The organism is Pseudomonas sp. GW822-FHT07A10 (assembly GCF_058798795.1).
Window position 1 is genome coordinate 199,904 of the sequence record NZ_JBXAKV010000010.1, and the last position, 12,874, is coordinate 212,777.

Annotated in this window: 16 protein-coding genes; 5 read left to right on the forward strand and 11 right to left on the reverse strand. The window is 60.6% G+C overall.

Features of this window, described 5'->3' with window-relative positions; all coding sequences use genetic code 11:
* Positions 1–43 precede the first annotated feature (43 nt).
* Positions 44–331, forward strand: coding sequence for an Rdx family protein (locus AC1RL4_RS18405; protein WP_007895010.1), 288 nt, complete (start codon positions 44–46; stop codon positions 329–331).
* Here the strand turns inward: AC1RL4_RS18405 and AC1RL4_RS18410 are convergent.
* Both AC1RL4_RS18410 and AC1RL4_RS18415 read right to left on the reverse strand, forming a co-directional pair.
* Entirely contained in the window at positions 325–1,218 is an 894-nt protein-coding gene (locus tag AC1RL4_RS18410; protein WP_493119865.1) for a DMT family transporter, read from the reverse strand. The genes AC1RL4_RS18405 and AC1RL4_RS18410 overlap by 7 nt on opposite strands.
* A gap of 121 nt (positions 1,219–1,339) precedes the next feature.
* Entirely contained in the window at positions 1,340–2,098 is a 759-nt protein-coding gene (locus AC1RL4_RS18415) for a helix-turn-helix transcriptional regulator (protein ID WP_230174860.1), read from the reverse strand.
* 149 nt (positions 2,099–2,247) lie between these two features.
* Here AC1RL4_RS18415 and AC1RL4_RS18420 point away from each other — a divergent pair, with 149 nt between their 5' ends.
* The gene (locus AC1RL4_RS18420) at positions 2,248–3,063 is read left to right on the forward strand and encodes a UDP-2,3-diacylglucosamine diphosphatase (protein ID WP_019579527.1); all 816 of its coding nucleotides are present in this window, start codon (positions 2,248–2,250) and stop codon (positions 3,061–3,063) included.
* A 146-nt stretch (positions 3,064–3,209) separates the two neighbouring features.
* Here the strand turns inward: AC1RL4_RS18420 and AC1RL4_RS18425 are convergent, their stop codons facing one another.
* Both AC1RL4_RS18425 and AC1RL4_RS18430 read right to left on the reverse strand, forming a co-directional pair.
* Positions 3,210–3,800: an HD domain-containing protein gene (locus AC1RL4_RS18425; RefSeq protein ID WP_019579528.1), complete on the reverse strand. Its 591-nt coding sequence runs from the start codon at positions 3,798–3,800 to the stop codon at positions 3,210–3,212.
* A 101-nt stretch (positions 3,801–3,901) separates the two neighbouring features.
* Positions 3,902–4,213, reverse strand: coding sequence for an Mpo1-like protein (locus AC1RL4_RS18430; RefSeq protein ID WP_019579529.1), 312 nt, complete (start codon positions 4,211–4,213; stop codon positions 3,902–3,904).
* Positions 4,214–4,371: 158 nt separating this feature from the next.
* On the opposite strand from AC1RL4_RS18430, the gene AC1RL4_RS18435 reads away from it, so the two are divergent.
* The gene (locus tag AC1RL4_RS18435) at positions 4,372–5,433 is read left to right on the forward strand and encodes an AraC family transcriptional regulator (RefSeq protein WP_230174858.1); all 1,062 of its coding nucleotides are present in this window, start codon (positions 4,372–4,374) and stop codon (positions 5,431–5,433) included.
* Here AC1RL4_RS18435 and AC1RL4_RS18440 read toward each other — a convergent pair.
* On the reverse strand, positions 5,390–6,844 hold the full coding sequence (locus tag AC1RL4_RS18440) for a TrkH family potassium uptake protein (protein WP_230174856.1): 1,455 nt from the start codon (positions 6,842–6,844) through the stop codon (positions 5,390–5,392). The genes AC1RL4_RS18435 and AC1RL4_RS18440 overlap by 44 nt on opposite strands.
* Positions 6,845–6,966: 122 nt before the next feature.
* On the opposite strand from AC1RL4_RS18440, the gene AC1RL4_RS18445 reads away from it, so the two are divergent.
* A complete protein-coding gene (locus AC1RL4_RS18445; RefSeq protein WP_019579531.1) occupies positions 6,967–7,533 on the forward strand; it encodes an NAD(P)H nitroreductase in 567 nt (188 codons plus the stop codon).
* An 82-nt stretch (positions 7,534–7,615) separates the two neighbouring features.
* Here the strand turns inward: AC1RL4_RS18445 and AC1RL4_RS18450 are convergent, their stop codons facing one another.
* From AC1RL4_RS18450 to AC1RL4_RS18475, 6 genes are all read right to left on the reverse strand, one after another.
* Positions 7,616–8,956, reverse strand: a complete 1,341-nt coding sequence (locus tag AC1RL4_RS18450) for a sensor histidine kinase (RefSeq protein ID WP_230174853.1) — start codon at positions 8,954–8,956, stop codon at positions 7,616–7,618.
* A gap of 67 nt (positions 8,957–9,023) precedes the next feature.
* Entirely contained in the window at positions 9,024–9,473 is a 450-nt protein-coding gene (locus AC1RL4_RS18455; protein WP_019579533.1) for an LTXXQ domain-containing protein, read from the reverse strand.
* Between the two features lie 340 nt (positions 9,474–9,813).
* Complete coding sequence (locus tag AC1RL4_RS18460) at positions 9,814–10,491, reverse strand: response regulator transcription factor (RefSeq protein WP_008010984.1); 678 nt, start codon at positions 10,489–10,491, stop codon at positions 9,814–9,816.
* Positions 10,492–10,498: 7 nt separating this feature from the next.
* A complete protein-coding gene (locus AC1RL4_RS18465) occupies positions 10,499–10,909 on the reverse strand; it encodes a hypothetical protein (protein WP_018929933.1) in 411 nt (136 codons plus the stop codon).
* A 110-nt stretch (positions 10,910–11,019) separates the two neighbouring features.
* Positions 11,020–11,319, reverse strand: coding sequence for a YciI family protein (locus AC1RL4_RS18470; protein WP_019579534.1), 300 nt, complete (start codon positions 11,317–11,319; stop codon positions 11,020–11,022).
* Between the two features lies 1 nt (position 11,320).
* Positions 11,321–11,917 carry a septation protein A gene (locus AC1RL4_RS18475; protein WP_007938527.1) on the reverse strand — a complete coding sequence of 199 codons (597 nt, stop codon included), beginning with the start codon at positions 11,915–11,917 and terminating at the stop codon, positions 11,321–11,323.
* An 87-nt stretch (positions 11,918–12,004) separates the two neighbouring features.
* On the opposite strand from AC1RL4_RS18475, the gene AC1RL4_RS18480 reads away from it, so the two are divergent.
* Complete coding sequence (locus AC1RL4_RS18480) at positions 12,005–12,868, forward strand: PHP domain-containing protein (RefSeq protein WP_018929935.1); 864 nt, start codon at positions 12,005–12,007, stop codon at positions 12,866–12,868.
* Positions 12,869–12,874 lie beyond the last annotated feature (6 nt).

The following is a 12,874-nucleotide window of genomic DNA, read 5'->3' on the forward strand; positions in this document are numbered from 1 at the left end:
GGTTATTATGGCGGCTCCCTCAGGCAGAGGAGTTTTGCCAATCATGACCGCACGTAAACCGGAAATCGTCATCACCTACTGCACGCAATGCCAATGGCTGTTGCGCGCCGCCTGGCTGGCCCAGGAACTGCTCAGCACCTTCGGCGACGACCTGGGCAAAGTATCCCTGGTGCCCGGCACTGGTGGGGTATTCCACATTTTCTGCGACGATGTGCAGCTCTGGGAACGCAAGGCCGACGGCGGTTTCCCCGAGGCCAAGGTGCTTAAGCAGCGGGTCCGCGATCAGATCGATCCGGACCGCGACCTGGGCCACAACGACCGCACTCAGTGAGACGGCGCTTGCGCGGCAACGGTCTTGTGGCTTGAACCGCCGGACAACCGGCTGGAGACCACGATGGCCACGATGATCAACGCGCCGCCGATCAGCATGCGCAGCGTCGGGTTTTCATCGAACAACAGCCAAGCCATGGTGATGCCATAAACTGGCTCCATTGCGAACACCACTGACGCGGTCCGGGCCTTGATCACCGCCAGGCTGGCGACGAACAGGCTGTGAGCGACGCCGGTGCAGAACACCCCGAGCAGGCCAATCCACAGCCAGTCGATGGCGCGTACTTCGCTCAACTGCGGCATCGCCACCGGCAGCAGGCAGATCGCAACCACTACGTTCTGACACAGCGCCGCCTGCACCGGCGGGATTCGCCCGGAGCTGGCGCGGTTGGTCAGGGACAGCAGGGAGAACAGCAGGCCGGAGGCTACTGCCCACAACAGGCCGGTGGTGGCGCCGCTGGCCAGATCGAAGTCCGGTGTGACCAGTACCAAACCGATGCTGACCAGTACCACCAGCAGAATTTCATTGGCACGGATGCGCTCGCGGAAAATCAGCCCTTCGAGGATCACGGTAAACGCCGGGAAACTGGCAAAGCCCAGGGTCGCGATCGCCACCCCAGCCACCTTCACCGCAATGAAGAAACTCACCCAGTGCCCGGTCAGCAGCGAGCCGCTGAGCAACAGGCGGCGCCAGTCCACGGCGTCGAGTGTCTGCCAACGGGTATTACTGGCGAACCGGGCGAAAAACGCCAGGGCGAGGACGGCAAACGCGGCACGACCGAACACGATGATCGCCGGCGAGGCGGCGGCGAGTTTGCCGAACACGCCGGTCAGGCCGAACATCAGTGCACCGATATGCAGAGCGCCAAGGGCGGTACGGGGAGTCATTGCAGTCCTTGAGTAACGTATCGAATCTGGCCGACGACACCGTCGACCTGTGTAGGAGCAGCCTTCGGCAACTCCTACACAATGAACGATGTGCTTGCGGGGGTCTGTCGCCAGACTCGCGTCATTTGTCGCCAGCCTCGCGGCGCAATTTACCGGGTGAGGCGCCGAACTCACGCAGCACTGCTGCGGCGAATGCGCTCTGGGAGCTGTAGCCGACCCGACACGCGATCTCGCCAATGGGCAGCGCCGAATCGCGCAACAAGCGCACGGCGATGTGCAGCCGGCGACTGCGGATGTAGTCCATCGGCGTTTGCCCGCATTCCGCCACGAACCGCGCATGCAAGCGAGCGCTGGACAGGCCGGCGATGCGCGCCAGATCGGCGACTTGCAGTGGATAGGCCGCGTATTGATCGATGTGAGCGTTGAGCGCCGCATACGGTAGACGCCGACCGCCGACCGTGTCGGGCTTGGCGTTGTTGAGGCTGGCCAGCAGCAACACCGCGCCTTGCTGGGCGATCAGCGGATCGCTGATCGGGCTGCCCGCCAGCCAGCTCACCAATTGGCTTTGCCCGGCGTCCAGCGACAGACGCCCGGCATTGTCGAGCAAACGGCGGCTGGCCTCGGCGTGGTCCCCCAGCGACTGAGACACCCACTGATCGCTCGGCACATCCAGCACCAGGCAACGACTGCCATGGGCACTGTCGCAGGCATGATGCGCCCCGGACGGCACCACCACGAAACTCTGCTGAACCACCTGACTGCCAAGCCCCTCGACCTCGAAATCCAGTGCACCCGACAGCCCGAATACCAGTTGCGCGTAGTCGTGGCTGTGGACGATCAGGTCGTGGGTGTATTGGCGCAGTGTGAGGATCGGTCTCATCGCAGGTCTCGTGGCGATATTGATGAGTGAAGCCGCCAGTCTACACCGAGGTCCTGCGTCCGCGCGTTGTCACAGGACTGACTTGCGATTGTCATGGGCAATTAACCCGACCGGCGCAAGCTTGCCAAAACTTGTCCAGAGGGTTGCCCATGACCAGCGCCGAGCTCGCCAAACCCAGCCGTAAGCAACGTGTGCGGACCTTATGGATTTCCGACGTGCATTTGGGCACACGGGACTGCCAGGCAGAACACCTGTCGCAGTTTCTCAAGGGCTACCATGCCGACAGGATTTACCTGGTCGGTGACATCATCGACGGCTGGAAGCTGCGCAGCGGCATGTATTGGCCCCAGGCGCACACCAACGTGATTCGTCGCCTGCTGACCATGAGCAAGCGCGGCACAGAAGTGATCTACGTCACCGGCAACCATGACGAATTCCTGCGCCGTTATTCGAAACTGATGCTGGGCAATATCCAGCTGGTGGACGAAGCCGTGCACGTGACCGCCGATGGTCGTCATCTGCTGGTGATTCATGGCGATCAGTTCGACGTGATTACTCGCTATCACCGCTGGCTGGCGTTCCTCGGCGACTCGGCCTACGAATTTACCCTGACCCTCAACCGCTGGCTCAACCATTGGCGGGCCCGTTATGGCTACGGCTATTGGTCGTTGTCGGCGTACCTCAAGCACAAGGTCAAGACCGCCGTCAGTTTCATCAGCGATTTTGAGGAAGCCATTGCCCACGAATGCGTCAAACGCGAGTTGCATGGCGTGGTGTGCGGGCATATCCACCATGCCGAAATTCGCAAGGTTGGCGAGGTGGACTACCTCAATTGCGGGGATTGGGTGGAGTCGTGCACGGCGCTGATCGAGCATTGGGACGGCTCGATCGAGTTGTACCGGTTGGCCGATGCCCAAGCGCGGGAGGCGGAGTTGAAGGCAATTAAAATCGCAGAACCAGCTTAAACCGGAGGTTTAGCCTTTGTGGCGAGGGGGCTTGCCCCCGTTCGGCTGCGCAGCAGTCGTAAAACCTACACACACGATCTAGGGATAATGGTTTTGGGGCCGCTTCGCGACCCAACGGGGGCAAGCCCCCTCGCCACAGTGTGGGGTCAGGCCGGCGCTTGTTCTTCCATCGCCGCCTTGTAGATCGAATGCTTCGGCTGCGCAAACAACCGCTCCATCATCGGTTCGAAAAAGCTCAGCGGCAGCGTGTCGTATGCCGGGTCAAACGCCGCCGCGTCGTACCGGGCGCAAAATTCGATGGTCGCCTGATACTGCGGATGAACGCTGAATTGCTCGCGCAAATGCCGGTCCATGCCCAGGTGATGGAAGAAGTAATAGCCCTGGAAAATCCCGTGTTTCTCCACCATCCACAGGTTCTCGGCACTGACGAACGGCTTGAGGATCGCCGCGGCGATGTCCGGGTGGTTGTAGGACCCCAGTGTGTCGCCGATGTCATGGAGCAAAGCGCAGACCACGTACTCTTCGTCGCGGCCATCGCGCCAGGCGCGGCTGGCGGTTTGCAGCGAGTGGGTCAGGCGATCCACCGGGAATCCGCCGAAATCACCTTCCAGTAACTTCAAATGCGCCACGATCCTTGTAGGCAATTGCCGGGCATAGGCGCTGAAGTCTGTGGCGATGATCGCCCAGTCTTCCTGCGTGCCGTCCTGCATGTGGGTAAAACGGGCGCGGGCATTCATCGGCTATCCTCTTGTTCTTATCGAAAGGGATGTTTGGAGTGTAGGGCTTGGATCCAGAGCGCTGCACTGGCTGCACAGGACGCTTTTGTGGCCAAAGGAGCCTAGAACGGCACACGACCTACAATCATGTCGCGGTACATGACGAAATCGCCGAGCAGGCTGTAAAAAGGATGCTGAAAGGTTGCAGGACGATTCTTCTCGAAGAAGAAATGCCCGACCCAGGCGAAGCTGTAACCGGCCAGCGGCAGGGCCAGCAACAGCCACCATGCGCCTTTGGCGATGGTCAGCGCCAGAATGACAATAACCAGCGTGGTGCCGACAAAGTGCAGTCGTCGGCAAGTGCTATTGCGGTGTTCGCTGAGGTAATACGGGTAAAACGCAGCGAAGCTGTTGAAACGTTTGATGTTTTCCACGACTGCGATCTCTGTGGTGTGTGTGCAGGCAACAAGTTGCGCTGCGGGTAGCCTATTTAAGTCTAGAGTGATCATAGGCATCAGCCAGTGACAATAGGCGCCACTTTAGTATCCTTGGGCATTGGGTCGTGGCATGCGGCCATCACGTAGTAAACGCCATGAGCGAACGAACGACTTCTGCAAGCTGGGCGATGGGGATTGTCAAAGCACTGGAAATGGACGGCCTGGATTGCCGGGTTTTGTTCAAGCAGCTAGGGCTCGACTATGCGGCACTGGATGATCCGGATGCGCGGTTCCCGCAAGATTCCATGACGCGGCTCTGGCAGCGCGCGGTCGAGTTGTCCGGCAACCCGGCGATCGGCCTGAACATGGGCAAGGTGGTGCGACCGGCGTCCCTGCACGTTGCCGGTTATGCCTTGATGTCCAGTCGAACCCTGGCCGAAGGCTTTCAACGTCTGGTGCGTTATCAGCGAATCATCGCCGAAAGTGCCGATCTGAGTTTTCGCATACTGGACGAGGGTTATGCGCTGATTCTGACGGTGCATGGCGACCACTTGCCGCCGACCCGACAAAGCGCCGAAGCATCGATGGCCTGTGCCCTGGCGTTTTGCGGCTGGTTGACCGGGCGCACGCTGTGTCCGCGCAAAGTGCTGCTGCAGGGCGATCAGCCCGCCGACCTCGAACCGTATAAGCAAGCCTTCCACGCGCCGATGATGTTCAATGCGCCCTATGACGCCTTGATTTTCGAGCGCGCTGACCTGGAGGCGCCGTTGCCCACCGCCAACGAGGCCATGGCGTTGCTGCACGATCGCTTTGCCGGTGAATACCTGGCGCGGTTTTCCGAGAGCCGCGTGACCCACAATGCGCGGCAGGTGCTGTGCCGTTTGCTGCCCCAGGGCGAACCCAAGCGCGATGCGGTGGCGCAGGCGTTGCACCTGTCGCAACGCACCTTGCAGCGACGCTTGCAGGAAGAGGGCACGAGTTTTCAGTCGTTGCTGGATGACACGCGGCGTGAACTGGCCGAGCAATACCTGGCGCGACCGAGCATGACGCTGCTGGAAATTGCCTACCTGCTGGGGTTTGCCGATCCGAGCAACTTCTTCCGCGCCTTCCGACGCTGGTTCGACACCACCCCCGGCGAATACCGGGCGCGGCTGACGGAAGCGCTCAAGCCGGTCAGTGACGCCAGAACGCAGGGATACACAGAACAAACACCGTAATGATCTCCAACCGGCCCAGCAGCATGCCGAACGAGAGAATCCACTTCGCGGCATCCGGCAGGCTGGCGAAGTTACCCGCCGGGCCAATGGTTTCGCCCAACCCCGGGCCGACGCCGGACACTGTGCTGGCCGCACCGGTAAGGGCGGTCATCCAATCCACGCCGAGCAGCGACAGCAGTAGCGCGATCACGCAAATGGTGATGGCGAAAAAGAACGAAAAGGTCAGGATCGAACGTACGATTTCTTCGTCGAGACGGTGGCCGTTGTACTTCTGCTTGATCACCGCGCGCGGGTGAATCAACTGGTTAAGGTTGGCCTTGAGCAGAATGTAGGCCACCTGGAAGCGGAAAATCTTGATCCCGCCAGCGGTCGAACCCGAGCAGCCGCCAACAAACCCCAGGTAAAAGAACAGCATCAGCGAGAAGTTGCCCCAGAGGCTGTAGTCCCCGAGTGCAAAACCTGTCGTCGTCACCACCGACGTGACGTTCAGCGCCACATGCCGCAACGCCTCCAGCCAGTGCAGTTGAGTGGTCCACCAGTACCAGGTGCCGAGCACCAGCCAGGTCACCAGCAGCATGCCGAGCAAGCCTTGTACCTGTTCATCCTTGATCAGCGCCCGACGGTTACCGCGTAACGTGGCGACATACAAGGTGAACGGCAGGGCGCCGAGAATCATGATGACGATCGCGACCCAATGCACCGCAGGCTCCGGCCATTTGGCCAAAGACTGGTCGGAGGTGGAAAACCCGCCGGTGGAAATCGCTGACATCGCGTGGTTGATGGCATCGAACGGGCTCATCCCGGCCCACCAGAACGCCAGGCTGCCGAAAATGGTGATGCCGACGTAGGTCGCAACGATCAAACGCGCCACCATGTGTGAACGGGGCATGACCTTTTCGGAACGGTCTGACGACTCGGTCTGAAACAGCCGCATGCCACCGATGCGCAGCAATGGCAGAATCGCGACCGCCATGCCGATAAAGCCGATCCCGCCGATCCAGTGCAGCAAGGAGCGCCATATCAGAATGCCGGGGGACATGGTGTCCAGGCCCGTGAGCACCGTCGAGCCGGTGGCGGTGATGCCGGACATGCTTTCGAAGAATGAGTCGGTGTAGCTGATGTTCTGGGTCAGCAGGAACGGCAGGGCGGCGAAGATGCACACCACCAGCCAGCTGCTGACGGTCAGCAGGTACATGTCTCGCGGGCGCAGATGGATGTGTTCGGGGCGCCCCGGAATCACCAGGGCCAGGCCGGCGACAAAGGTAATCATGCTGGCCCAGAGGAACGACGGCAGGTCGCTGGTGCGCTCGAAGATCACCAGGGTAGCCATGGGCACGGCCATGGAAATGGCCAGCGTGATCAGGAAGATGCCGATGATGAAACCAATGATCCGTAAGGTCGGCAACGCCATGAAGTCCGCTCGGGCTGAAGTAGGGAAGGGCGCCATTCTACCTGCGGGGCAGGGCATGTAAACCGACAGCCCTGTGGCAGATGCAGCTAGAATAGCCAGACATTTTTTCCAGGAGGTGGCCGATGCAGGCTCTCGACGCTTTGCTCAACCGTGTTTCCGTTCCACGACTGCTTGATCCGGCGCCCACTGCCGAGCAACGCGAAGTGCTGTTTGCCGCCGCGATGCGCGCGCCAGACCACGGCCACTTGCAGCCTTGGCGCTTCCTGACAGTCGAAGGCGCGGCGCGCGAGCAAATGGGCGAGTTGCTGGCCGAAGCGGCGAAGCTGCAAGACAGCGAGGTGTCAGAAGCCGCGCTGGACAAGGCCCGTAACGGCCCGCTGCGTGCACCGCTGGTGGTTGTGGTGATTGCGCGTTTGCAGGATCACGTCAAATACCCGAAATCCGAACAATTGTTGGCGGCAGGCTGCGCGGCTCACGGGATTTTGCTGGCCGCTTACGCGCAAGGCATTGGCGCCGTATGGCGCACTGGTGAGCTGGCCTATTCGCCGCATGTAGCCAAGGGGTTGGGTTTGGCCGAAGGGGAAGAGGTGATTGCGTTCCTTTATCTCGGTACGCCGCAGAAAGAACCGCGTGTGGCGGAGAAGGTTGATCTGGCCGAGTTTGTCAGCGCCTGGCCCGGTAAGGCCTGAATATCAAAAGATCGCAGCTTCGTTGCACTTGTAGGAGCTGTCGAGTGAAACGAGGCTGCGATCTTTTTGCATCACCCCCGATTTACGGCTGCACCACCGCCCCCGGCACCAACGGCAATTCCAGACTGGCAATAAACCCGCCCCCAGGGTGATTGGCCAGCACCAGACTGCCGCCATGCCGTTCCGCCGCGCGGCGTGCAATGGCCAGCCCCAAGCCATGCCCGGCCGTTGTCTGCCCCGGTGCCCGATAGAACGGTTCACCCAGCTGATTCAAATGTTCGGCCTCTACGCCAGGGCCATGATCGCGCACGCTGACTACAATCCTGTCGCCCTGACGCGACGCCTGCATTTCGATCGGTTGCCCGACCGGATTAAAGCGTTGGGCATTGCGCAGCAGGTTGTCCACGGCCCGCTCGATCATGGTCGGCCAGCCTCTGAGGTTCAGTTGAGGCTCGGCCTCAAGGCGCACGTTCTGCTCCGGCGAACTTAGCTGAGCATCCTTTTGCAGGGTATTGAGCAGTGCATTGAGATCCACTTCTTCGGCACTGGCGTTGTCGGCATCGACCCGCGCCAACACCAGGATTTCGCTGATCAGTGCTTCCAGTCGATCACATTCACGGGTCAGGCGCGGCCAGAGCTTTTCCCGCTCCTGGGGATTGGCCCGCTCGGCCAGTGCCAGCGCAATGCGCAGTCGGGCCAAGGGCGAACGCAACTCGTGGGACACATCGCGCAGCAATTGCCGCTGACTGCCGATCAGGCTTTGCAGGCGCGCACCCATGCGATTGAAGTCGTTGGCCAGCACACCGAATTCATCGCGGCGGTTGGCCAGTTGCGCCAGGCTGTTTTGCTGATACGTCGTCTGCCCCAGTTCATGCACTGCGCCACGTAAACGGCTCAGCGGTCGGGTGATGGAAAGGGTCACCAGCAGGCTGAACAGGGTCAGTACCACCAGGGCGATACCCAGCGCACTCAATGGCCAGAGCAGGCTTTCACGGTGCCAGGCGTCCAGTTCCGGGTGCGGAATGCGATAGATCAGCAGGTAGGTATCGCCCGTCTTGGCGCTGGTGTATTCATCGGTCAGGCGTCGCCACGGCAGGCGTCGATCATCGTTTTGCTGCCGTGCTTCGAAGGCGGCGGCACGCCGAGGGAAGGTGCCGCGTACCACCGGATCGCCCGTCTCGTTGAGCACCTGAACGTCGATGTGATATTGGCGCTTGCGCTGCTCCAGGATGTCCTGGGCGGCTTCTTCGCCCTGGCTTTCGTAAGTTTGCGTCCACTGTTCGGCCAGGGTGTTGAGGCCCGGGTGGCGACTGAGAATCCACGCGTCCTGGTTGAGCATGTGTCCCAGCAAAATGGAAAGCCCTGCAACCAGAGCGATGGCCAGCCAGAAGCTGGCCAGGATACGCCAGAACAATGAGCGCACAGAAAATCCTCGAACAAAGAAAGCCCAACGGCGATTAACCGTTGGGCTGGATCGTGAACCTAGAACATTATTGCGCTTTTTGCGCTTGCTGCGCTTTCCAGGCCTTGAACTCGGCCCATTCGGCGCGACGCTCAGCTTGTTTCTTCTGGATCTCGTCGAATTGCTTCTGTTGATCCGGTTTCAGCAGGGCGCGAACGTCGGCTTCGGCTTTCTTGTGCTTGGCCTCCATCTCGTCTTTCAGGGCTTTCTGGTCGGCTGGCGAGAGTTTTTCCAGGTACTTGTCGACCAGTTGCTGACGCTCGTGCATCTGCTCGCCCATGATTTTGCGGATCTGCTCGCGCTGTTCGCGGCTCAGGTCCAGTTGGCTGTAAGGGCCTTTACCGTGCATGCCGTGCATCTGACCGCCGTGGCGTGAGCCGTCCATGTGATCACCCATCGGGCCTGTGCCTTCAGGCATGGCCATGGCAACGGTCGGCAGGGCGGCAGCAAACATCAGAGCGATAAGAGTCTTGCGCATGGTGTATCTCCTTGTCTCGTTCCCGGTACGTTCCGGATGTGTGCAGATTACGCAGATCAAGGTCAACGGCGGTCAGCGGAGCGTAAAGCTTGGGTAAAGACGGTTTTCTGTCTTCGTGACAATTCCGACACTTCGCCGATTTCTGTCAGATGAAATCTGGCCTTCGTAGCAGCTGTCGAGCCCCAGCGAGGCTGCGTTCGACTGCGCAGCAGTCGTAAAACCTGTTTGCACGTACTTCCAGATACACCGCGTCAGGCGGATCAGGACTGCTTCGCAGCCGAACGCAGCCTCGCTGGGGCTCGACAGCTGCTACAAGAGTCGAACGCAGACCCGATGGGTGTCAGAGGCTGTAGTAGTAACCGCGGCTGCGCAGGGCCACGATGCGTGGGCGGCCGTCGGGGTGTGGGCCGATTTTTTTGCGCAGGTTGCTGACGTGCATGTCCAGGCTGCGGTCGTACAGGGTCAGTTTGCGACCGAGGGCGATTTGCGCCAGTTCCTGTTTATCCAGCGGTTCGCCGGGCTGCTTGAGCAGGGCTTCGAGCAGGCGGCTTTCGGAAACGGTGAGGGTGAATTCCTGTTCATCGATGCTGACCACCCCGCGCACCGGGCTGAAGCACAGGTCGCCCAGCTCGAGCTGGCTGGAGACCGCCGTCGGATGACTGCGGCGCAACACCGCGCGCAGGCGGGCGGTCAGTTCCCGTGGGTCGCAGGGCTTGGCCAAGTAATCGTCGGCGCCCAGTTCCAGGCCGAGGATGCGGTCCAGCGGCTCGCCACGGGCCGACAGCATCAGCACCGGCAAATCCGGATGGTCGCTGCGCAGTTGCTTGAGCAGTTCCAGGCCGCTGCCGTCCGGCAGCATCACGTCCAGCACCACGGCCGCTGGAGACGTTTCGGCCAACGCGCGACGGGCGCTCTGGCCATCGTGGCAGGCGCGAACCTGAAAGCCTTCCTGGCTCAGCCAACTGCTCAGGAGCTCACACAGCTCCTGGTCATCATCAATTAATAACAGCTCGCTCATGACTCACTCAATTTAGCCATTGCCTACGTTTTCTGGTGGCACCACTGGCGAAGATACCGCAGAGCAGGGCCAATAGCGCTACTGCCGCCCCAATGACGAACCACTGCTGCTGATCGGTCAGCAGGCGCGGTAGTGGGCTGGCCAGGGCTTCCTTGAGTTGCAGCTTCAGGCGCTGATTCTCCTGGCGCAACCGGCTCAGCTGGGCGCTTTCGCGTTCACCATCGGTGGTTTGCAATTGTTTGCTCAGTGTTTCTCGTTGCTGCTCGCTTTCTTTCAAGCGCTGCTGCAACTCGGTGATCTGGCTACCGGCGCTCAAGGACAGCGGCGTCGAATTACCGCCATTGGCGCTTTCTTCACCATGGGCGGGCGCCATGATCGACAACGTCACCAACATCAGACACAACGGACCTTTGCGCATCGCAACTCCTGATTCCAATACGAGTATTGGGCAGGTTGTCGGCCGGTAAACGAGAATAATGAGCGATTGAACGTGCGATGAATCGATGAGATTCACCGCACGCGAGAACTTTACGGCAGGACTTGCTTGAACGGCTTGACCAGAACATTGGCGTAGACGCCTGCGGCAACGTACGGATCGGCGTCGGCCCAGGCCTTGGCGGCGCTCAGGGACTCGAATTCGGCGACGATCAGGCTGCCAGTAAAACCGGCTGCGCCCGGATCATTGCTGTCGACCGCCGGGTGTGGACCGGCCAATACGATACGGCCTTCGCCCTTGAGCACTTGCAGACGCTCAAGGTGCGCAGGCCGTGCGGCCAGTCGGGCTTCCAGGGAGTTGGCGACGTCTGTGGCAATGATTGCGTAAAGCATGTCAGTCCTCGGTTTTTGGCGTTGTGGTGTCGGCGTCGTGCAGGTGGCGGGACAGGTAGATGCCCTGGCCGACCAGGAACAGCAAAGTCATGCCCAGGCTGCCGAAGACCTTGAAGTCTACCCAGTAGCTCTGGAAGGTGAACGCGACGAACAGGTTGGCGGCACCGCAAAACAGGAAAAAACCGATCCAGGCGATGTTCAGACGGGTCCAGACCGGCTCCGGCAGAGTCAGCGCGTGGCCCATGATGCGTTTGATCAGCAGTTGGTCACCGACGAAATGGCTGCCGATGAACGCGAGGGCGAACAGCCAGTTGACCACCGGGGCTTTCCATTTCAGGAAGGTTTCGCTGTGGAACGCCAGGGTCAGGCTGCCGAAGACCAGGCAGGCAATGAGGGTCAGCCACTGGCTCTTCTCCAGCTTGCGCTGCTTGATGTACAGCGTGCCGTAGACCACCAGGGAGCTGATGATCAGCATCGCGGTGGCGCTGTAAATACCACCGACAGACAGTTGATGACCGCCAATGTCGACGACCCGCGGGTCGATTTTGAAGACGATGAAAAACAGCAGAAGCGGGATGAAGTCGATGAATTGTTTCACAGTGGCAGCCAGAAGCAGGATGTGGCGGCATAATAACAAACATATTGACGCGCGATAGCGTCAGCTGATTTGAGGTTACATAGTCCTGTGAATGTTGATTTGCACTGCCATAGCACGGCCTCCGATGGCGCCCTGGCGCCTGCGGCACTGGTTGCGCGTGCGTTCGAGAAAGGCGTGCGAGTCCTGGCCTTGACTGATCACGACACCCTTGAAGGCCTCGACGAGGCCCGTAGCGCCGCGACGGCGCTGGGGATGCAACTGGTCAACGGCGTCGAATTGTCCTGCACCTGGGGCGGGGCGACCATTCATGTGCTGGGCTACGGTTTCGACGTCAATGCCGCGCCATTGGTCGAGGCCATCGCCAAATTGCACGATGGCCGCTGGCTACGGTCCGAAGAAATAAGCCGCAAGTTGGCGTTAAAAGGTATGCCGGGGGCGCTTGACGGCGCCCGCGCCATTCAGCAGGAACTGGGCGACAGCGGCAACGCGCCGGCCCGTCCGCACTTCGCCGACTGGATGGTGCGCGAAGGTTTCGTCAAGGATCGCGCCGAAGCGTTCCGCAAATGGCTGGGCGCCGGCAAGCTGGGAGACGTCAAGCTGCACTGGCCGACCCTCGAAGACACCGTCGAGACCCTGCGCGCCGCGGGTGCCTGGGTTAGCCTGGCGCACCCCTGGCACTACGATTTCACTCGTAGCAAGCGTCGCCGCCTGATTTCTGACTATATTCAAGCCGGGGGCCACGCGATTGAAGTGGTCAATGGCCATCAGCCCGCCGAGCAAGTGGGCAGCCTGGCGATTCTTGCCCGTGAGTTTGGTCTGCTGGTCAGCGCCGGCAGTGATTTTCATGGCCCTGGAGGCTGGTCCGAGATCGGTGAATACCGCCCGCTCCCGGAGGATCTGCCACCACTGTGGTGTCGATTCAAACATGACCCAATTATTGCCGCCGTCTGAACAGGT

Excerpts from the sequence above, each read along its gene's own strand:
- AC1RL4_RS18405 (WP_007895010.1), top strand. The coding sequence starts at position 44 with ATGACCGCACGTAAACCGGAAATCGTCATCACCTACTGCACGCAATGC.
- AC1RL4_RS18410 (WP_493119865.1), bottom strand. The coding sequence starts at position 1,218 with ATGACTCCCCGTACCGCCCTTGGCGCTCTGCATATCGGTGCACTGATG.
- AC1RL4_RS18415 (WP_230174860.1), bottom strand. The coding sequence starts at position 2,098 with ATGAGACCGATCCTCACACTGCGCCAATACACCCACGACCTGATCGTC.
- AC1RL4_RS18420 (WP_019579527.1), top strand. The coding sequence starts at position 2,248 with ATGACCAGCGCCGAGCTCGCCAAACCCAGCCGTAAGCAACGTGTGCGG.
- AC1RL4_RS18425 (WP_019579528.1), bottom strand. The coding sequence starts at position 3,800 with ATGAATGCCCGCGCCCGTTTTACCCACATGCAGGACGGCACGCAGGAA.
- AC1RL4_RS18435 (WP_230174858.1), top strand. The coding sequence starts at position 4,372 with ATGAGCGAACGAACGACTTCTGCAAGCTGGGCGATGGGGATTGTCAAA.
- AC1RL4_RS18440 (WP_230174856.1), bottom strand. The coding sequence starts at position 6,844 with ATGGCGTTGCCGACCTTACGGATCATTGGTTTCATCATCGGCATCTTC.
- AC1RL4_RS18445 (WP_019579531.1), top strand. The coding sequence starts at position 6,967 with ATGCAGGCTCTCGACGCTTTGCTCAACCGTGTTTCCGTTCCACGACTG.
- AC1RL4_RS18455 (WP_019579533.1), bottom strand. The coding sequence starts at position 9,473 with ATGCGCAAGACTCTTATCGCTCTGATGTTTGCTGCCGCCCTGCCGACC.
- AC1RL4_RS18460 (WP_008010984.1), bottom strand. The coding sequence starts at position 10,491 with ATGAGCGAGCTGTTATTAATTGATGATGACCAGGAGCTGTGTGAGCTC.
- AC1RL4_RS18465 (WP_018929933.1), bottom strand. The coding sequence starts at position 10,909 with ATGCGCAAAGGTCCGTTGTGTCTGATGTTGGTGACGTTGTCGATCATG.
- AC1RL4_RS18470 (WP_019579534.1), bottom strand. The coding sequence starts at position 11,319 with ATGCTTTACGCAATCATTGCCACAGACGTCGCCAACTCCCTGGAAGCC.